The organism is Vibrio natriegens NBRC 15636 = ATCC 14048 = DSM 759, from assembly GCF_035621455.1.
GTDB lineage: Bacteria > Pseudomonadota > Gammaproteobacteria > Enterobacterales > Vibrionaceae > Vibrio > Vibrio natriegens.
Map to the genome: position 1 here is coordinate 2,239,442 of NZ_CP141822.1, position 18,749 is coordinate 2,258,190.

Genomic DNA, 18,749 nt, shown 5'->3' on the forward strand with positions numbered 1-18,749 from the left:
TGCCATGAACTCAGTGCATTCCTTCAAACAGCCCTACCCATACGCAAAAGCGATGGGCCTATGCAGTAGTCTTACGAAAAACAAAAACGCAGGGAGCAGTATTTGTCGACGCGCAACATTTGCGCTGCCCCACTCAGGGTTCATAATTACTGTAATGCGAAATCTGGAGACGCATCGTGCACCTAAGTCCTAACGATTCAAATCAATACCGCTACATTACGCTGAGTAATGATTTGCGCGTGTTGATGATTCATTCCGATACAGCTCAACAGTCTGCAGCCGCTCTAGCAGTGAACGTCGGACACTTTGACGATCCTGATGATCGCCAAGGTTTAGCGCACTATTTAGAACACATGCTTTTTTTGGGTACGGAAAAATACCCTAAAGTAGGCGAATTTCAAAGCTATATTAGCCAACATGGTGGTACAAACAACGCTTGGACAGGAACAGAGCACACGTGTTTCTTTTTCGATGTCACTCCAAATGCCTTTGAAAACTCGCTAGATCGCTTCAGCCAATTCTTTACCGCACCTTTATTTAACGAGGAAGCATTAGACAAAGAGCGTCAGGCGGTCGATTCAGAATACAAGCTAAAACTGAATGACGATTCTCGTCGTTTGTATCAGGTTAATAAAGAAGTCATCAATCCAGAGCATCCATTTTCAAAGTTTTCCGTAGGGAATATTGATACGCTCGGCGACAGAAACGGTAAGTCTATTCGTGACGAAATCGTCGAGTTTCATCATTCTCAATACTCTGCTGATTTAATGACGCTAACCCTATTTGGCCCCCAATCCCTTGATGAGCAGCAAGCGTGGGTAGAGCGCATGTTTGCGGCCATCCCTAATCATCAATTGAAAGGTAAATCGATTGATGTACCTATTGGCACGGAAAACAGCACCGGAATCTTTGTCCAGATTGAGCCCATCAAGGAGTTTCGCAAGTTAATTTTGACTTTTCCCATGCCGGGAATGGACGAGTATTACGGCACAAAACCCCTCTCCTATTTTGCTCATTTACTGGGCTATGAAGGGGAAGGCAGCTTAATGATTCAGCTTAAGAGTAAGGGATGGATCACTTCTCTTTCTGCTGGAGGCGGTGCAAGCGGCAGCAATTACCGTGACTTTACCGTGAGTTGTACACTTACACCAACAGGCCTCGACCACGTCGATGATATCGTTCAGGCAGTATTCCAATATTTAACCCTGATTCGTCAAGAAGGCATGGACGAATGGCGCTACCTGGAGAAACAGGCAGTGCTCGAATCTGCATTTCGTTTTCAGGAACCGTCAAGGCCGCTTGATTTTGTTAGCCACCTTGTCGTCAATATGCAGCACTATCAGCCGGACGATACCATCTACGGCGATTACAAAATGGCAGGTTACGACGAAGCGCTGCAACGTGATTTGTTGAATTACTTAAACATCGACAATGTAAGAGTCACGCTGATTGCCAAAGGCTTAGACTACGATCGTACCGCAGAATGGTATTTTACTCCGTACTCAGTGACGCCATTTACCAGCGAGCAAAAACGTTTCTTCCATCAAATTGACCCGCGTTGGCAATTTGTACTGCCCGAGAAGAACCCGTATATATGCTACAACCTTGATCCTATGCCTCTGGAACACGGCAACTCCCTCCCCGAGTTAATTGAAGACTTGGAAGGCTTCCGCCTATGGCATTTACAAGATGATGAATTCCGCGTGCCTAAGGGCGTGCTCTATGTAGCGATAGACAGTTCGCATGCCGTCGCTTCACCTAAAAACATCGTCAAGACTCGTCTCTGCGTTGAGATGTTTCTCGACTCACTCGCACAAGAAACTTATCAGGCGGAAATTGCTGGCATGGGCTACAACATGTATGCCCACCAAGGTGGCGTGACGCTGACTTTGTCCGGCTTTAGCCAAAAGCTTCCCCAGCTATTAGAAATGATTTTGCGCCGCTTTGCCGCTCGTGAGTTCAGCCAGGCTCGATTTGACACAATCAAACAACAGCTACTCAGGAACTGGCGAAACTCAGCGCAAGATCGCCCTATTTCGCAACTGTTCAACTCGTTAACGGGATTATTACAGCCTAACAATCCTCCTTTTGCGACGCTTGCTGAAGCACTGGAGCAAATTGAAGTCGATGAGTTGTCTGTGTTCGTAGAGTCGATTCTCGCCGAATTGCATGTAGAAATGTTTGTCTATGGCGACTGGCAACGCCAGCAAGCGCATGACATGGCCACCACATTAAAGGATGCACTGCGAGTTAAAGAGCAGCGCTATGAGGAAGCACTCCGACCATTGGTGATGCTAGGTCAAAACGGCAGTTTTCAGCGTGAAGTGCACTGTGACCAGCAGGACTCGGCTGTCGTGATTTATCATCAATGCGAGGATATTGAGCCACGTAATATCGCGCTTTATTCACTGGCAAACCATTTGATGTCGGCGACGTTTTTTCACGAAATCCGCACCAAGCAGCAATTAGGCTACATGGTCGGCACAGGGAACATGCCGCTTAACCGACACCCTGGTATCGTGCTTTATGTTCAGTCTCCCAATGCAGCGCCTGCAGAGCTCGTCACCTCTATTGATGAATTCTTAAATGCCTTTTACATGGTGCTGTTAGAGCTCAATGATTATCAGTGGCATACCAGTAAACGCGGCTTATGGAATCAAATTGCCACACCAGACACCACACTGCGTGGTCGCGCTCAACGCCTTTGGGTAGCAATAGGTAATAAAGACACTGAATTTAATCAGCGAGAGAAAGTACTGGCAGAGCTTAAAAAGCTGACTCGTGCAGATATGATCCGTTTCGTTGTAAATGAGCTAAAACCTAGAACAGCAAACCGTTTGGTTATGCATTCTCAAGGTCTGGCTCACATCGATGAACCGCGCATTCACTTAGGTCAGGAAATTGGCTCAATAGAAGAGTTTCAGCTACGACCGAAAGATTGCGGATTAGGATAAAGGACTTTGGTTTCAGATAAAATTGGCAGAAATTTGAAATAACGCAATTGCAGCTTATGCTCTAATTAGCTTATGCTCCAATTGGCTTATACTCAAATTACAACAACTTGCATATGAGGCACCTATGAAAAAATTCCTATTAATTGCTGCAGTTCTACTTCCATTCGCATCAGCTCATGCAGAAATCACTGTGAAAGGTGATGACTTTGAGCTAAGCAAAGACTGTGTACGCTTGAGCGGTGACAATATCTCTGTGAAGTCAGATGACTGTACTTCTAAAAATTGGGATAAAGACAAGAAGGGTAATGCGAGCGTTCACGGTGATGACAACCCAGGTCAGGGTCACAAAGATAAAAAAGACAAGAAGAAATAATCTCTTCTGCATAATTAAGAAAGGCTTGCGAGATGCAAGCCTTTTTGTTTTCAACGTTGTTCAGCGCTGAGAATTAATAAAACGTACGTTCTTCACCCGCTCGGGTGAGTAAGCCGTCACAAGGTGCAAATCGGTCACCGTATTTCGATGCAAATTCATTCATTTTCTCGACCAGCTCTTTCAAGCCATACTGATCCATATAACGGAAAGGACCACCCAAGAATGGTGGGAAGCCAATACCGAAAATCGCACCAATATCACCATCGCGTGGCGAACGAATAATACCGTCATCTAAACAGCGTACCGCTTCATTCAACATTGGCAGCACACAGCGCAGGGCAATATCGTTGTCGCTGAGCTTAGACTCAGGCTCAAGTTTCAATAGCTTATAGACAGACTTATCGACTTCTTTCTTCTTACCTTTGTAGGTGTAGAAACCTTTACCACTCTTACGACCTTTACGGCCGTCGTTGAGCAAAGTATCGAATACATCCGGACCTTTGAAACGCTCGCCCAATTCATTGACCAGAATCGGCATGATTTTAGCGCCAATATCCACGCCCACTTCATCAAGCAGTGTGATTGGCCCAACCGGGAAGCCAAAATCCAGTAACGCGTTATCTATCTTTTCTATCGGCTCGTTTGCCAGCAAGATATGCGCAGCTTCGTTCATGTAAGGTGCAAGAATGCGGTTTACGTAGAAGCCAGCTTTGTCTTTCACCACGATTGGCGTTTTGCCCTGTTTCTTGGCTAACGCAACAACCGTAGAAATGGTTTCGTCTGATGTGGTTTCATGCGGGATAACCTCCACCAGCGGCATTTTCTCTACCGGGCTGAAATAGTGAAGACCGACAATATTCTCTGGACGTTCAGCTTTTTCTGCAATTTTATGGATTGGTAGTGACGATGTGTTGGTCGCAAAAATGGTATCTGGCTTCGCGTTTGCTTCAATATCCGCGACCATTTGCTGTTTCAAATCAAGGTCTTCAAAAACCGCCTCAATAACCACATCGATCTGGTTGAAACTGGTGAAGTCTACACCACCCGAAAGCTGCATCATTTTTGCTTGGAGATCCGCTTTAGAGAGAATGCGACGCTTACGTTGCTTGTCGAACAACTTGTAGTTGTAGTTCAACGCATTTAAGACCCCGTCATTGCTCACATCTTTAATGCGAACCGGCACTTTAGCTTTCGCAACGGAGACATGACTAATGCCAGCGCCCATCAAACCACCACCAAGTACACCGACTTTTTTCACGGCAGCAGGCTTAGCATCCGTGCCGTGTTCTTTCTTCATCTCTGTGGTAGCAAAGAAGATGGAACGCAGCGCTTTCGATTCTGAGCTCATAACCAGTTCGCCGAAGCGCTTCGCTTCAAGCTCCTGGCCTTTAACGAACCCTTTCTCCAAACCATGCTGGATCACTTCCAAAATCGCCACTGTAGCAGGATAGTTGCCTCGGGTTTTTTCGTTGGTTTTCTTCGCGGCTTGCTCAAATACAAACTTGCGCCCTAACCCGCTGCCCGACATCAGCTTTTCTTTGGTCGACTGCTTTTTCTTACCTTTGCTTTTGCCTTTGTCGATAAATTGCTTAGCGACATCAAGCAAAATAGTCTCTGGTACACAGGCATCTACTACGCCAAGCTTTTTCGCTTTTTTAGCGCGGAGCTGTTTACCCGTCAGGATTAAATCAAGTGAAGGTAGCAGACCAATTAGTCGAGGAAGTCGCTGTGTACCACCAGAGCCTGGTAACAAGCCTAGCTGTACTTCTGGCAGACCTAAACGAGTGATGTCGGATTCCGTACAAACGCGATAGTCACACGCCAGAGCAAGCTCTAAGCCGCCTCCGAGACAAGGGCCATGAATAGCAGCAACGACCGGATAAGGCAGGTCAGACAATTGTTGGAAGAGTTCTTGTCCTTGTTTTGCCAACGCTTCCGCTTCGCTTGCGGTAGCACATGCGTCAAGCATGCGTACATCTGCACCCGCAACAAAGTTATCTGGCTTCAGGGAATGAATGATCATTCCTTTGACTCCAGTTGAGTCTTTTAGCTGCGCGAAGATTTTCTGCATATCTTCAACAAAAGCCGCCTGTAGCGTGTTCATCTTTTCATTAGGTACATCAATGGCCAACCAGGCGATATTCTGCTCGTCAATCTTCAGACTAAATGCTTTTTGTTCGCTCATTACTCAACCTCCAGAATCATTGCTGCACCAAGACCACCCGCCGCACATGCGGTGTTCAATGCAATACCACCACCTCGACGTTTTAGCTCGCGCAGTGTTTGCGTCATTATGCGCGCCCCCGTTGCTGCAAACGGATGTCCATAAGCAATCGAACCACCAAGTACGTTGAATTTATCCATGTCGATTTCACCAATGGCTTTTGAACGGCCAAGGTTTTCTTGAGCAAACTTATCAGAGGCAAACATTTTCACGTTGGCCAACGCCTGAGCCGCAAAGGCTTCATGCATATCAATCAGAGTCAGATCCGACAATTCCAGCCCTGTATTCTCCAATACCTTCGCCGTCGCGTAAGAAGGGCCCATTAACATGTCGGTCTCTACGCCAATAGCAGAGAATGCGTAGCCGCGAATGTAGCCAAGGATTTCCATACCAAGCTCTTTCGCTTTACCTTCGCGCATGAGCATCACAGCTGCACCACCATCAGTCAGAGGCGTGCTGTTTGCTGCGGTTACGCTGCCATATTGACGGTCAAATGCCGGGCGAAGTTTTGCGTATCCCTCTAACGTAGAGTCATGACGAACATTGTTGTCTTCTGATATCCACTTTTTATACGGTTCAGGGAACGCAGTCATGACTTCGCCTTGAATCTTGCCCTCTTTCCACGCTTGAGACGCCAGTGTATGAGAACGGTGTGCCAGAGCATCTTGCTCTGCACGAGAAATACCGTGCGTTTTCGCCATCTGCTCCGCCGTTTGCCCCATCGACAAACCCGTCGAGTACTCAGCAACTGCAGGAGGAACTGGCATTAAATCTTTAAGGCTAAGGTTTCTAAGCACATTGAGCTTTTGGCCGAGCGTTTTGGTCTTGCTGAGAGCCAGCAGGTTGGCTGCAAGCTTTTTGGAAACACCAATCGGTAGTACCGATGAGGAATCAGCGCCACCCGCGATACCGATATCAATCGTGCCTGCCATGATGCTTTCCGTAACATTAACGGCGGCTTGAAAACTCGTGGCACATGCGCGAGTCACACTGTAAGCATCGATATGGACATTCATTCCCGTCCCCAATACGATTTCACGTGCAATATTTGGTGCCTCTGGCATTTGTACAACCTGTCCAAATACCACTTGTTCTATTAATTTCGGATCAAGATCGGTTCGAGCAAGCATTTCACTTACTACCATCTTCCCTAAATCGACTGCTGGCACTTGGCTAAATTCCGTGCTTTGACGAGCAAAGGGAGTTCGAAGCCCCGCGACAATAGCAACGCGTTCACCATGACGCGTCTTTACTTCCTGCTTGCCCATTGTTTCTCCTTAATTAACAAGAGGTCTGACCTGATGCATTGTAATCAACTTGTTAAATTTATCAAAGGTGCGTTTAGATAAACGTGAAGCAAGTAGATCAATTACTCTAAAGCACCGCCAATAGCGATTTTAAAACGTTACAATGGCTATAAGTCACCTAATATCTGGATTTAAGTAAACTTTTCGCCAAGTGTAATAAAGATTGATCACAAACCGGATGCCTAGATAAATACTAGCTTTTGGCTTTGATTGATATGAAATACATTATGCTGACGGCGCGATTAACCGACTATGAACAATGAAGATAGTTGAATAAGAACTGGGTTAGAAAGCGAAATTTAGGTAAAAAAAAACCACACAGAACTGTGTGGTCGGAATATCTATAAAAACAATTAACTTACGCCAATTGAACATTAATCAGTTTCCTGATTAGGAGAAAGTAAAGTCAGCCTTCAAAAGGAAGTGTCATCTTGCTCAACATGTTAATCACAAGGACTAACGAGATGACAGGAGTAACTATAACCGCTTCACTGATCGAGTTTTTGAAATAGATCAATTTTATATTGATTTAGCGCTTATCAAGCGATCTATTTTTTCAATCTTCCAAATAAATGCATGGCTACTGGTTTTCTATCTGAGTCGTAATAATGAAACCTGGACCTGACTACTGTGAGACAAAACAGTTGATACTGCTAAACTCTGTATGTCTATCCGAATGACCACACAGTACTGGTTAAATAACAAATGGGGGCTCTTGCAGCCATGTTAAAAATGTTTGGAAAGAAAAATTCCAACAGTCCGGTCAACTCTGATATGGACAAACAAAGAAAATATGAATCGCTCGTTCGGGGCTATCATCGTGATTTATATCGCTATGCTTACTGGTTATGTAAAGATAAAGCGGTAGCCGAAGATTTGGTGCAAGAAACCTGTCTTCGCGCATGGAAATCTCTAGATAGCTTGCTGGACGAAAAAGCGGCAAAGTCTTGGCTTATTACCATATTAAGACGAGAAAATGCACGCCGGTTCGAACGCAAACAATTTGATTTAGTTGATATCGATGACTATGGCAATGATGCAAAGGTCAGCGACGACCCTCATCACCAGCAAGAGTGGCTTCAGGCACAGATCATGAAATTAGACGTCGAATATCGTGAACCTTTATTTCTGCAAGTCGTAGGCGGTTTCAGTGGAGAAGAGATCGGCGACATACTGGAACTGAACAAAAACACTGTGATGACTCGACTATTTCGTGCTCGTAATCAACTTAAAGAGATGTTGGATTCTCAAGATACAAAGAGAGGACAAAAAAATGGATGATTTAGAATTTCGTCGTCGTATTTTGTCGGATCCAAAACAGAAGGATGAAGAGATACTGCAAGCTTTGGCAGACAACAGTGCTAACCATAAGTTTGTTGAAGACGTTTTGGATCTCGATGAAAAAATCAAACAGGCTATGAATGTCGATGTGCCTGAAGATCTTGCTGACAAAATTTTGTTCAGCCAAAGTTCGAGCTCTCTTGAACAAAACGTTGTCCGCCCTACTTTTGCTAAGAAGGCAATGGCTTTGGCTGCATCGGTAGCATTTACAGCTGGCTTGTTAGTTGGTCAGGTCAACTGGAGCAATATTCTCGTCTCACCGGCACATGCTACATTGGCGGATACAGCAATCAAACATGTAATAGACGAAGAGCCTTTTGTCCGTCACTTGGATGAAAATGTGCCAAGCACATTCATCAACGCCAAAATGTCTCCACTGAATTTTAAGTTCAACCAGAACTTTCCTTACCACGTTTATTACTTAAATCACTGTGGATTCGGAGAGTCTAATGCCGTGCATATGGTTTTTCAGGGTTTAAAAGGTAAAGTCACTATGTTCATTACCAGAATCCCAAGTGAGCAAGCTGTCGACTTCAACAAAGAAGGCATGAGTGGTGTCGTTCAACCTATAGGTAGCGCAAGTATGATCTTGGTCGGTCAACAAGGCGAGGATATCAATGTGATCGCCAGTAAACTGACCCCTCTAATCCAACCTATGTAATAAGTTGAAACATAATTAGTGTAAAACCCATTAGCTGCCGCCTAGTGTCACCTCTATGCGGCAGTTGTGTATTTGTAGGACGCAAACGTTTACCGCCTACAACCCGCCGCAGCGCCATTAGAGTATAAACTCTAAATATTGCAGTTTAGATGTCATTTCCCTGCATTTAGCATCATTTTTATAATTTTTCCTAAATTTTATCCAATGGTCGGATTTGTTAATAACACTCTTGTGACTACTATCTGCGCCACTGAGCAAAAGCTCGAATTATCGTCCAAAGAGACGAATCTAATAAGGAAAAACACATGACTTATAATAAGCGTCTGTTCAAAAAGACTCTCTTAGCAGTAACGGTAGCTTTTGCCTCAGGTCAAACGATGGCAGCAGGTTTCCAAATTAATGCCCAATCAGCGACTGGCCTTGGCCGTGCCTTTGCTGGTGATGCGGTAATTGCAGATAACGCTTCAGTAATGGCGCGTAACCCAGCAGCAATGGCGCTGTTTGACAAAATGGAACTGTCTGTTGGTTTTGAAACTATTACTTCACTTATTGAAGTGAAAAATGCCACTTACAACATTAACGGCAACAACATCCCTGTTGGAGACGTTGACGATGTAGGTGACACTGCTCTTGCGCCAAACATTCACCTAATTGTACCGGTAAACGACAAGTTTGCCTGGGGTGTGAATGCCTACTCTAACTTCGGTACAAAGACTGAATTCTCTGACAGCTACGTAGCGGCTGAATACGGCGGCCTGACCGACGTGAAAAGCGCTAACTTTGGTCTGGCGGGTTCTTACCGTCTGAACGACCAATGGAGCTTTGGTGCTGGCCTTGATGTGATTTACGGTAAAGGCACAATGAAACGCGTAACGAGCTCTGCTCTTGCTGCTGTAAATCCGGCTCTAGGTGGTGCAACACTTCTTGATGTTGATTCTGCTGACGGTTGGGCCGTAGGTTTCAACGTAGGTACAGTATTTGAGCTAGACGAAAATAACCGTTTTGGTTTTGCATACCACTACAGCCCAGAATTTGAAGCAAAAGACGACGAAGGCCAAAAGATCACGCTACCTCTGCCAGACATGGCTGAGTTCTCTGGCTACCACAAAATCAAGGACACCAAGTTCGCGGTACACTACAGCGTACAATACATTGGCTGGAAAGACTTTGACCAGATTGATTTTGAAAACCTAGATCAAGGTATGCTAACTGGCAGCTACGCTAAACAATATCAGTGGCAAGACGGCTGGCACTACGCGATTGGTGGTACTTACTTCCTAAACAATGACTGGACGCTTCGCGCTGGTTACATGTACGACACTAGTGCACAAGACAATGTAACGTCTATTTCTGTACCAGATTCAGACCGTCAGTGGTTCTCAACTGGTTTCACTTACCATCTTGACAGCAAAGCTAACATCGACTTTGGTTTCACATACCTAATGGGTGATGACATTAAAGTTAACGAGAGCACGACTATTATCCCTGGCATGCTGTCTACTGGCGTCAGTGCAACAACTCACGCAGACGCGATTCTAGTCGGCTTACAGTACAGCCGTAGCTTCTAATTGACGAATTAGTCGCTATTGCAAAAACTTTCTATATAAAAGGCTGGATTTCCAGCCTTTTTTCTTACCTGCGAGTTATTCTACGCTCGATTTCAGTGAACACGTGTATCTAAAAACCTATATTAGGACGCACAGCTGTTCGCTGAATATCTTTCACAACTCTTTTACAGCCAGGCTTTTAATCTTCTATAAGATAATTGGTCAGAATTTAATACTAAAAACGTATCCTTTCCGGATTTTCATTTCTAAAGTAAAAGCTCTATCTTTAAAATTTTACCCTACGTTTTAAATAATTCAGCGAACACAAAATGAAAACCAACAAGACCCTTCTTTCTATGACAGTAGCACTAAGTCTGCTGGGCACAGCAAGCGCGACTCATGCAGCCGGTTTCCAACTTGCGGAGTTCTCTGCGACAGGCTTAGGCCGCGCATACGCAGGTGAAGCAGCAATGGCAGATAATGCAAGTGCACAATGGCGAAACCCGGCGATGCTCACTTACTTAGAAGGCACACAAGTATCTGTTGGTGCTATCTATGTGAATCCAAATCTTGATGTAGACGGTGACGTCGATTTCTATGGCAATAACATTCCAGCGTCTTCAGATGACTTCGCTCACGATGCAATCATCCCTAACTTCTACCTATCGCATCAGTACAACGACGAGTTCGCTGTCGGCTTAGCGTTGGGAACCAACTACGGTATGGAAACGGATCTTGGTACTGGTTTTGCGGCGTCACACTTCGGCAACGAAGCCAGCGTGACCACAATGGAAGTCAACCTGAATGCAGCCTACAAGATTAACAACGCTGTAAGTATCGGCGGGGGTGTTCGCTATATCCTTGGTGAAGGTAGCTTTGGTGCAACAACACCAGCCACAAATGCATTGGGTCTTCCTCAAGATACCACGCTGAAGTACATGGAAGGTGATGATACGGCTTGGGGTTGGCAAGTCGGTACGGCATGGCAGATCAACGACAATAACCGCATCGGCTTCGCATACAAATCAGAAGTAGAACTGAAGTTGCAGGGTCATGCTGAAGGTCTTGGTTTTGGCTTTGGTACCCAACTGCCACAAACCCGCGACAATGGTTACATGTACCTGACGCTACCAGCGACTGCGGAGCTGGCAAGCTACCACCAGATTACTGAACAGCTTGCCCTGCACGCGAGTTTTAACTGGACTGACTGGAGCTCATTCGAAAAACTGGAAGCGCACCTTGATACCGCAGGTACGCACATGGTTAAAGTTGAAAACTGGGAAGATAACTACCGTTTTGCGTTAGGTGCGACCTACCAGCTTCAGCCGCAACTGGCGTTAAGAACAGGTATTGCATACGACACATCAGCCGTTAGCGATAAAAACCGTACTATCACTATTCCAGAAACCGATCGTACCTGGCTAAGCATTGGCGCAACATACGACTGGACAAAAGATTTCAGCTTAGATGCAGGTTTCACTTATATCATCGCGAAAGATGCCTCAATTACAGAGTCACGCGGTTATGATTCTGACGATACAGCGGAGCAAGTTGGTGGTCAGTTTGTAGGTGAAACAACGGGTAATGTTTGGTTGATTGGTCTTCAGGCGAACTACCGTTTCTAATCGAATACACATTGAAGAAAAAAGGCTTAGCAACTGCTAAGCCTTTTTCGTATCTGCGATTTAAACCTGAGAGGTTTAAAAGTCGTCTAAGTATTCGTCCAGATAAGCTTCTTCTTCTGCATCGACTTCTTTGACGGTCTCTACTTCTGCTTTAAAGTTTTGGCGCTGGATATAAATATCACGAGTCAAAACATAAGGATCTGGTGAATTGTCCAGCTGCGCTTCCTGAGAAACAAGCAACGCACGTTTTTCCATACCTTCGAAAGCCCATTTACCAAGGCTTGCCCAGAAGTTTAGGTAGGTCAGAGGGACATACATACTGTCTACTGTATCGGTGACTTCACGCAGCGTGTAAGGACCGTATCCCGGAACCATAAAGTATGGCCCGTTGCCTACACCGTAGTGACCGACGGCATCACTGAAAACTTTTTCATCGTATTTGGTAATTCCCGCGGCGGTGGCGACATCCACCAGACCAAGGAGACCAAACGTGGAGTTAAGCCAGAATCGATTAAAGTGATCAACGGCTTTACCACCATTACCCATAAGCAGATTGTTCACCATACTTGCTGGCTCGTCTAAGTTCGCCAGAAAGTTAGCAATACCATAACGGATAGGTGTAGGCGTGTATTCCACATAGGCTAATGACACCGGACGTACTAAATACGGATCTAGGTAATCGTAGTTAATGTCCCACATGGCACGGTTAAAGCCTTCCAACGGATCGTACGCATCAGAAGTCGTTTGATTTGTTTCTTCTGTTGCTGCCTCCTCAGGCGCACTTGAACAGCCAACCAGTCCAATTGCTAACAGCATCAAGAAGATGGATTTACCCTTGTTATACATTCTATGTTCCATAACGACTATTAATATACTTAAGCAACCTTGCTATAAAACGCATGACTCAGATACAGTTTAGAAGTCACTTAAGTATAAAAACAAGGCCAGCATAAGCTGGCCTTTGTCATTCTACTCGATAGTTTAGAGCCATACCACTATACGGATATGACTCGCAACTTTTAAAATTGCTTATTGATAATAACTTCAACAGGTTGCCCGAACTCTACGACACCACTCTCACCGTGCCAGTCATGATCACGGGTTGCCACGTTACCATCAGAATCAACGCGTACACGCACCAAAAGCTTATCCAATGAAGACAACTTTGAACCTTGCATCATGGCATTGCCATCATCCAGTACCACTGTTCGCGGGAATGATGCTAACGGGTAACGAGCCGCAGCTACTGGCATTGGAGAGCCATCAGCACGGTGGACAGATACGATAAGTACTCCGTTAGGATCGACCTGAGCTTCAGGAGCAAGACTGATGGTAACCGCCACGCTTTTATCCGGAGAAACCGCTTCGCCCATTTGTTTACGTGCACTATCAATACTGCGAGAAAGCATCTCATAGCGGCTATCTTCAGGACCGATCATCTGTTGCATTACACCCCAGTATTTGATCGCTGCTGGGTAGTCTTGACGTTCAAACGCATCGAACGCAAGCAGCGAGAAGACTCGCAGATCCACTCTATCCTGCTGAACCAGCTGGCCCAAAAGAGAGCGTGCGGTGTTCTGATCCATTTCTTCCTGAGAAAGCATCAGAGCTTGCGCATACCCCAGCATAATATCCGGGTCTTGAGGCTCAAGGTTGTACGACTTTTCCATGGAATCGATAGCTGTGGTCACATCACGATTCGCCAAAGCAATCCGTCCCAGCAACAACCAACCGGTTGAATCTTCCGGTTGATAATGCAGACGAGTACGCAGTGCTAAGGTTAAATCTTCCATCTCTTGATCACTTAGAGGTTCAGATGAAGACGACATCAGCTTTTTCGACAACTCAGGTAAGTTTGCCGACACTTCTTGCCACCTAACCACTTCTTGAGATGCGCCAAATTGGTAATACAAACCGTAACTCAAGACAACAGTCAGCACCACAGAAGGAACCAATACCGCGATAGGAGAAATTTTTGTTTCTTTGTGCCCTTTATCGCCCGGAATATCATCTAGCAATGATTGTTTAAGATCCGAAATCAGGTCTTCCTGGCTTTCAACCAAACCTTCTTCGGTCTCTTCTTGAAGCTCTGATAAACGATCTTTGTAAAACGCTTTATTAAGTTCATCGCGTAGTACTTCATCGTTGTTCGCTTTTTGTTTTAGTAACGGCATGGCTACCAGAGCACAAGCGATCAGCGTAAGAACAACAGTAGATATCCAAAATAGTGTCATTACTTCTTATCTCCGTCGTTCTCTTCTTCAAGCAATGCTTTGAGGCGAGCTTCTTTTTGTTCGTCCCATTGTTCATCACGATTTGCGACGACTTTTGCTTTTATTTTGCGACTACGTAATACGATCAAAGCAAAGCCACCCAGTACAACAGAAAGTGGCCCCAGCCATAAGATAGCCGTAGCAATAGTGAATGGCGGATTGTAAGTCACAAAGTTACCGTAACGCGCCACCATGTAATCAACGATCTCTTCCTTAGACTTGCCCTCTTTGGTCATTTCATACACTTTATGGCGTAAGTCTTGAGCAAGCTCGGCATTAGAATCAGAGATCGTGTTGTTCTGACATTTAGGGCAGCGCAGAGTGTGGCTTAGTTCTTTGAACTGCTGTTCTTGTTTGAGGTTGTCAAACTCGTACACTTCAATAGCAGCTTGAGCCGCTAACGAGAATGTCAGCGCTGCAAATACGGCTAAAATTACCTTTCTCATAGCTTCGCCTCCTCAACCAACTGATTGTAAAGCGGTTCTAATGTATCAGCCCAATTGCGTGGATTGACATCCCCAACATGGCGATAACGAACAACACCATTAGCATCGATAATGAAAGTTTCCGGTGCTCCGTAAACACCTAGGTCCAGGCCAAGCATACCGCTGCCGTCAAACAAACTGATCAGGTAAGGATTACCCAAATCATTCAACCAACCTACTGCTTTAGTGCGATCATCTTTGTAGTTCATACCGATGATCTTGACACCTTTACCAGCCAGTTCATTGAGATACTTATGCTCTGCATAACAGGTTGGACACCAGGTGGCCCAAACGTTGAGCAGTAAAGGTTCGCCTTTGAAAATAGATTGATCGTATTCTTTACCCGGCTCAGCCAAATCTTCAAGGTGAAAGGCTGGTACAGGTTTACCCACTAATACCGACTCAAGTTTTGTCGGGTCATCACCCTCTTGGTTTCGCATCAACTGGGTTGCAAAGATCCCCGCTAGGACCATGAAAGCGACTAACGGGATAAACAAGACTTTCTTATTCATATTGTGCGACCTGCTCCTTTGCCTTAGCACTCTTCTTAGATGACTTACGGAAGCGGTAACGCTTGTCTGAAATAGCCAGACCACCACCAATTGCCATGATCAAAGCACCAGCCCAAATCCAACGAACGAACGGTTTGTAGTAAATACGTACAGCCCATGAGCGGTTGTCTTCTAAGCGCTCACCCATCGCAATGTAAAGATCTCGCGTTACGCCACGATCAATCGCTGCTTCTGTCATCATAGACTTAGCAGTACGGTAGAAACGCTTCTCTGCATGCAGCGTATTGACGTAGTTACCGTTATGCGTAACTTCAAAATCCGCGATATAACCATCGTAGTTAGGGCCATCTTTGTCTCGCAAGCCAGAGAAATAGAAGTCATAACCCTGGATTTGGAAGTGTTCTCCCGGAGCCAAACGCACATCACGCTCGATGCTGTAGTTCTGCACCATTGCGATACCGATAACGGTTACCGCCAAACCAATGTGACCTAACATCATTGCCCAGTGACTGCGCTGCAACTTACCTACGCCTTCGACGAAGCTATGTCGGTGAGTTGCACGCTCATGCAGCTCGAAGCCGTGCATGACGATGATCCAAATTGCCATTACCCAACCGATGTAAGCCATGATTTGGAAGAAATCTGTGAATAGGTATACGCAAACCGCTGCCAGTACCAGAGCAGTCACGCCAGAGATCACCATCGGCTTAACGATTGATGACAATTGATCTCGTTTCCAGCGAATAAGCGGACCAATACCCAATAAGAAGGCAAATGGCATCATCAACCATGCAAACAGCATGTCGAAGAATGGCGCGCCAATTGAGACAGAGCCAAGACCAATTTGCTTATGCACCAGCGGTAACAATGTACCGACTAAAACAACAACCAGTGCTGCGATCAACAGTACGTTGTTGCCAAGTAATACATTCTCTCGTGACACTAAATCGAAGTTACCACGGACACGAACCGATGCGCCTTTTACCGCGAACAGTAGCAATGAGCCGCCGATAACAAATACAAGGAAAGCAAGAATAAACATACCGCGGGCCGGATCAGAAGCAAACGCGTGCACTGAAACCAAAATACCTGAACGCACCAGGAACGTCCCCAGCAGACTCAATGAGAATGCAGAGATAGCAAGCAGTACTGTCCACGCTTTAAAGGTGCCGCGTTTTTCAGTGACGGCCAAAGAGTGCATCAATGCGGTACCAGCCAACCAAGGCATAAAGGACGCGTTCTCTACAGGGTCCCAGAACCACCAGCCACCCCAGCCGAGTTCGTAATATGCCCACCATGAACCTAGCGCGATACCTAGGGTAAGAAATACCCACGCCGCCGTTGTCCAAGGACGAGACCAGCGAGCCCAGGCGGTATCTAAACGGCCCGTCATCAAAGAAGCAATAGCAAATGAGAACGCAACCGAGAAACCTACATACCCCATATAAAGCATCGGAGGGTGAACAATCAGCCCCGGGTCTTGTAGAAGTGGGTTCAAGTCACGACCATCAATAGGGAAGAATGGCAAAGTACGCAGGAATGGGCTTGATGTGAAAATAATAAACATCAGGAAGCCGACCGAAATCATCCCCATTACTGCCAATACGCGCGCGACAGATTCTTGTGGCATACCACGGCTGAATGTCGCGACAGCAACTGTCCAAGCTGCCTGAATTAACACCCAAAGAAGTAGTGATCCTTCGTGCGCACCCCATACCGCAGTTAAACGATAGTACCAAGGTAGCTGGCTGTTCGAGTTACTTGCCACATATTGCAGCGTAAAATCGTTGGTATAAAAGCCCCAACATAAAATAATGAATGAGAACAACAACATGAGAAACATCGACCACGACAGAGGACGAGCGGTGTTCATCAGCATGGTGTTGTTATTTGATGCCCCCCAGAGTGGCAGTATGCTCAGCAGCACTGCCATCGCAAGCGATAGTATGAGGGCAAAGTGACCGATTTCTGCAATCATTGGCCGCTTCCTTGTGTCTGCTCAGAGCTGTACTTCATTGGTTCATGCGTCTTTTCCATCGCTGCAGCGATTTCTGGCGGCATATAATCTTCATCGTGTTTTGCTAGTACTTCAAATGCTTCAATAGTGGTCGCATCACGCAAGACACCTTGTGCAACAATACCCTGCCCCTCACGGAACAAATCCGGAAGAATACCTTCATAAACTACGGTCACTTTCGGGCCGATATCGTGTAGGTCGAAACTGACTTTCAAAGAGTCAGGATCACGACGAACTGAGCCGTTTACTACCATGCCACCGATACGTAGACGTTGACCAACTTCCGGTTTAGTACCATCAGGCTTACCATTGACCAATTCCGTAGGCGTGTAGAAAAGGTCCATATTCTGGTTGAGCGCGTAAAGCATCAAACCAATGGTGGCACTAATACCGACAAAGATAGCCAGTACAATACCTAGCCTCTTTTTACGTCTCGGGTTCATAAGGTGTTCTCCATATTCTTCGCTGCGTCAATTCGAGCTTGACGGTCTATTTTTGCTTTCACTTCATTCAATAATGCATCACCGCGACGAAGGCTGGTGATTAAGAGAATCAGCATCGATAGAAAAGTGATGCCAAATGAGCTCCATACGTATGATGCGTAGCCACCCATGGCAAAAAAGTCGCTCAGAGATTCAAAATACATAATTCACTACCTCACTGAGTTTTTTCTGTTGCAATTTGACGTACCCAAGGGCGGTGACTCTCTTTGCTGATGATTTCATTTCTGAAACGCACCATCGTCACAGCGCCAAAGAAGAACGCAAAACCAAAGATATTCAGCAGCAGAGGCCAGAGCATGTCAGCTGAGATGGATGGTTGTTCAAATTTTGTAATGGTTGCGCCTTGGTGTAGCGTATTCCACCATTCCACAGAAAAGTGAATGATCGGTAAGTTCACAACACCAACGATCGCTAGAATACCTGCGGCTTTTGCTGCGGTCTTCTGGTCGTCAAAAGCATGGTAAAGCGCAATAACACCCAGGTATAAAAAGAGAAGAATGAGCTCAGAAGTCAGGCGAGCATCCCACACCCACCAAGTCCCCCACATCGGCTTACCCCATACAGCACCGGTCACAAGTGCGATAAAGGTGTATACCGCTCCGATAGGGGCCATTGCTAACGCCGCCATATCTGAGAGTCGAACTTGCCATACCAAACCGATGAAAGCAGCGATTGCCATAGACAGATAAGCGCCCATCGACCACATTGCAGACGGGACATGGATATAAATGATTCGGAAACTATCACCCTGTTGGTAATCTGAAGGCGCAAATGCAAGCCCCCAAATGGTACCTGCCGTTAAAAATACGAGGGCCAATACAGAAAACCAAGGCAGAAACTTACCACTAAGGCGGTACGCTGCTTCAGGCTTGGCATAAGGATGTAGCCATTTCCACATATTTCAATCTCACTTTTGCTTTATAGGGG

16 protein-coding genes are annotated in these 18,749 nt (G+C 45.8%); 6 read left to right on the forward strand and 10 right to left on the reverse strand.

What is annotated here, in order from left to right; all coding sequences use genetic code 11:
* Positions 1 to 176 precede the first annotated feature (176 nt).
* Together VER99_RS10100 and VER99_RS10105 are read left to right on the forward strand one after the other, a co-directional pair.
* Positions 177 to 2,954 carry an insulinase family protein gene (locus tag VER99_RS10100; protein WP_020334578.1) on the forward strand — a complete coding sequence of 926 codons (2,778 nt, stop codon included), beginning with the start codon at positions 177 to 179 and terminating at the stop codon, positions 2,952 to 2,954.
* A gap of 124 nt (positions 2,955 to 3,078) precedes the next feature.
* On the forward strand, positions 3,079 to 3,327 hold the full coding sequence (locus tag VER99_RS10105; protein ID WP_014232627.1) for a hypothetical protein: 249 nt from the start codon (positions 3,079 to 3,081) through the stop codon (positions 3,325 to 3,327).
* 73 nt (positions 3,328 to 3,400) lie between these two features.
* On the opposite strand, the gene fadJ is transcribed toward VER99_RS10105, so the two are convergent.
* Both fadJ and fadI read right to left on the reverse strand, forming a co-directional pair.
* Positions 3,401 to 5,512: a fatty acid oxidation complex subunit alpha FadJ gene (gene fadJ, locus VER99_RS10110; protein ID WP_020334579.1), complete on the reverse strand. Its 2,112-nt coding sequence runs from the start codon at positions 5,510 to 5,512 to the stop codon at positions 3,401 to 3,403.
* Positions 5,512 to 6,819, reverse strand: a complete 1,308-nt coding sequence (gene fadI / locus VER99_RS10115) for an acetyl-CoA C-acyltransferase FadI (protein WP_020334580.1) — start codon at positions 6,817 to 6,819, stop codon at positions 5,512 to 5,514. Before fadI ends, fadJ begins: the two co-directional genes overlap by 1 nt.
* 771 nt (positions 6,820 to 7,590) lie before the next feature.
* Between fadI and VER99_RS10120 the strand changes: the two genes are divergently transcribed.
* The 4 genes from VER99_RS10120 (at position 7,591) to VER99_RS10135 (ending at position 12,032) form a co-directional block, all read left to right on the forward strand.
* Complete coding sequence (locus VER99_RS10120; RefSeq protein ID WP_373423024.1) at positions 7,591 to 8,139, forward strand: sigma-70 family RNA polymerase sigma factor; 549 nt, start codon at positions 7,591 to 7,593, stop codon at positions 8,137 to 8,139.
* Positions 8,132 to 8,860, forward strand: coding sequence for a DUF3379 domain-containing protein (locus VER99_RS10125; protein WP_014232631.1), 729 nt, complete (start codon positions 8,132 to 8,134; stop codon positions 8,858 to 8,860). Before VER99_RS10120 ends, VER99_RS10125 begins: the two co-directional genes overlap by 8 nt.
* Before the next feature lie 305 nt (positions 8,861 to 9,165).
* Entirely contained in the window at positions 9,166 to 10,428 is a 1,263-nt protein-coding gene (locus VER99_RS10130) for an outer membrane protein transport protein (RefSeq protein ID WP_014232632.1), read from the forward strand.
* Positions 10,429 to 10,736: 308 nt separating this feature from the next.
* Entirely contained in the window at positions 10,737 to 12,032 is a 1,296-nt protein-coding gene (locus VER99_RS10135; protein ID WP_020334584.1) for an outer membrane protein transport protein, read from the forward strand.
* Positions 12,033 to 12,107: 75 nt separating this feature from the next.
* On the opposite strand, the gene VER99_RS10140 is transcribed toward VER99_RS10135, so the two are convergent.
* The 8 genes from VER99_RS10140 to VER99_RS10175 all read right to left on the reverse strand — a co-directional run bounded on the left by VER99_RS10140 (position 12,108) and on the right by VER99_RS10175 (position 18,720).
* Complete coding sequence (locus VER99_RS10140; RefSeq protein WP_020334585.1) at positions 12,108 to 12,878, reverse strand: MlaA family lipoprotein; 771 nt, start codon at positions 12,876 to 12,878, stop codon at positions 12,108 to 12,110.
* Between the two features lie 173 nt (positions 12,879 to 13,051).
* A complete protein-coding gene (gene ccmI, locus VER99_RS10145; protein ID WP_014232635.1) occupies positions 13,052 to 14,266 on the reverse strand; it encodes a c-type cytochrome biogenesis protein CcmI in 1,215 nt (404 codons plus the stop codon).
* A complete protein-coding gene (locus tag VER99_RS10150) occupies positions 14,266 to 14,751 on the reverse strand; it encodes a cytochrome c-type biogenesis protein (protein WP_020334586.1) in 486 nt (161 codons plus the stop codon). Before VER99_RS10150 ends, ccmI begins: the two co-directional genes overlap by 1 nt.
* Positions 14,748 to 15,302 (reverse strand): DsbE family thiol:disulfide interchange protein, encoded by a 555-nt coding sequence (locus VER99_RS10155; RefSeq protein WP_020334587.1) that lies wholly within the window; start codon positions 15,300 to 15,302, stop codon positions 14,748 to 14,750. Before VER99_RS10155 ends, VER99_RS10150 begins: the two co-directional genes overlap by 4 nt.
* Positions 15,295 to 17,280, reverse strand: a complete 1,986-nt coding sequence (locus VER99_RS10160; protein WP_020334588.1) for a heme lyase CcmF/NrfE family subunit — start codon at positions 17,278 to 17,280, stop codon at positions 15,295 to 15,297. Before VER99_RS10160 ends, VER99_RS10155 begins: the two co-directional genes overlap by 8 nt.
* Positions 17,277 to 17,762: a cytochrome c maturation protein CcmE gene (ccmE, locus tag VER99_RS10165; protein ID WP_014232639.1), complete on the reverse strand. Its 486-nt coding sequence runs from the start codon at positions 17,760 to 17,762 to the stop codon at positions 17,277 to 17,279. Before ccmE ends, VER99_RS10160 begins: the two co-directional genes overlap by 4 nt.
* Positions 17,759 to 17,965 carry a heme exporter protein CcmD gene (ccmD, locus tag VER99_RS10170; protein ID WP_014232640.1) on the reverse strand — a complete coding sequence of 69 codons (207 nt, stop codon included), beginning with the start codon at positions 17,963 to 17,965 and terminating at the stop codon, positions 17,759 to 17,761. Before ccmD ends, ccmE begins: the two co-directional genes overlap by 4 nt.
* A gap of 11 nt (positions 17,966 to 17,976) precedes the next feature.
* Positions 17,977 to 18,720: a heme ABC transporter permease gene (locus tag VER99_RS10175; protein ID WP_014232641.1), complete on the reverse strand. Its 744-nt coding sequence runs from the start codon at positions 18,718 to 18,720 to the stop codon at positions 17,977 to 17,979.
* Positions 18,721 to 18,749: the final 29 nt, after the last annotated feature.

Excerpts from the sequence above, each read along its gene's own strand:
- VER99_RS10105 (WP_014232627.1), top strand. The coding sequence starts at position 3,079 with ATGAAAAAATTCCTATTAATTGCTGCAGTTCTACTTCCATTCGCATCA.
- fadJ (WP_020334579.1), bottom strand. The coding sequence starts at position 5,512 with ATGAGCGAACAAAAAGCATTTAGTCTGAAGATTGACGAGCAGAATATC.
- fadI (WP_020334580.1), bottom strand. The coding sequence starts at position 6,819 with ATGGGCAAGCAGGAAGTAAAGACGCGTCATGGTGAACGCGTTGCTATT.
- VER99_RS10120 (WP_373423024.1), top strand. The coding sequence starts at position 7,591 with ATGTTTGGAAAGAAAAATTCCAACAGTCCGGTCAACTCTGATATGGAC.
- VER99_RS10125 (WP_014232631.1), top strand. The coding sequence starts at position 8,132 with ATGGATGATTTAGAATTTCGTCGTCGTATTTTGTCGGATCCAAAACAG.
- VER99_RS10130 (WP_014232632.1), top strand. The coding sequence starts at position 9,166 with ATGACTTATAATAAGCGTCTGTTCAAAAAGACTCTCTTAGCAGTAACG.
- VER99_RS10135 (WP_020334584.1), top strand. The coding sequence starts at position 10,737 with ATGAAAACCAACAAGACCCTTCTTTCTATGACAGTAGCACTAAGTCTG.
- VER99_RS10140 (WP_020334585.1), bottom strand. The coding sequence starts at position 12,878 with ATGTATAACAAGGGTAAATCCATCTTCTTGATGCTGTTAGCAATTGGA.
- ccmI (WP_014232635.1), bottom strand. The coding sequence starts at position 14,266 with ATGACACTATTTTGGATATCTACTGTTGTTCTTACGCTGATCGCTTGT.
- VER99_RS10150 (WP_020334586.1), bottom strand. The coding sequence starts at position 14,751 with ATGAGAAAGGTAATTTTAGCCGTATTTGCAGCGCTGACATTCTCGTTA.
- VER99_RS10155 (WP_020334587.1), bottom strand. The coding sequence starts at position 15,302 with ATGAATAAGAAAGTCTTGTTTATCCCGTTAGTCGCTTTCATGGTCCTA.
- VER99_RS10160 (WP_020334588.1), bottom strand. The coding sequence starts at position 17,280 with ATGATTGCAGAAATCGGTCACTTTGCCCTCATACTATCGCTTGCGATG.
- ccmE (WP_014232639.1), bottom strand. The coding sequence starts at position 17,762 with ATGAACCCGAGACGTAAAAAGAGGCTAGGTATTGTACTGGCTATCTTT.
- ccmD (WP_014232640.1), bottom strand. The coding sequence starts at position 17,965 with ATGTATTTTGAATCTCTGAGCGACTTTTTTGCCATGGGTGGCTACGCA.
- VER99_RS10175 (WP_014232641.1), bottom strand. The coding sequence starts at position 18,720 with ATGTGGAAATGGCTACATCCTTATGCCAAGCCTGAAGCAGCGTACCGC.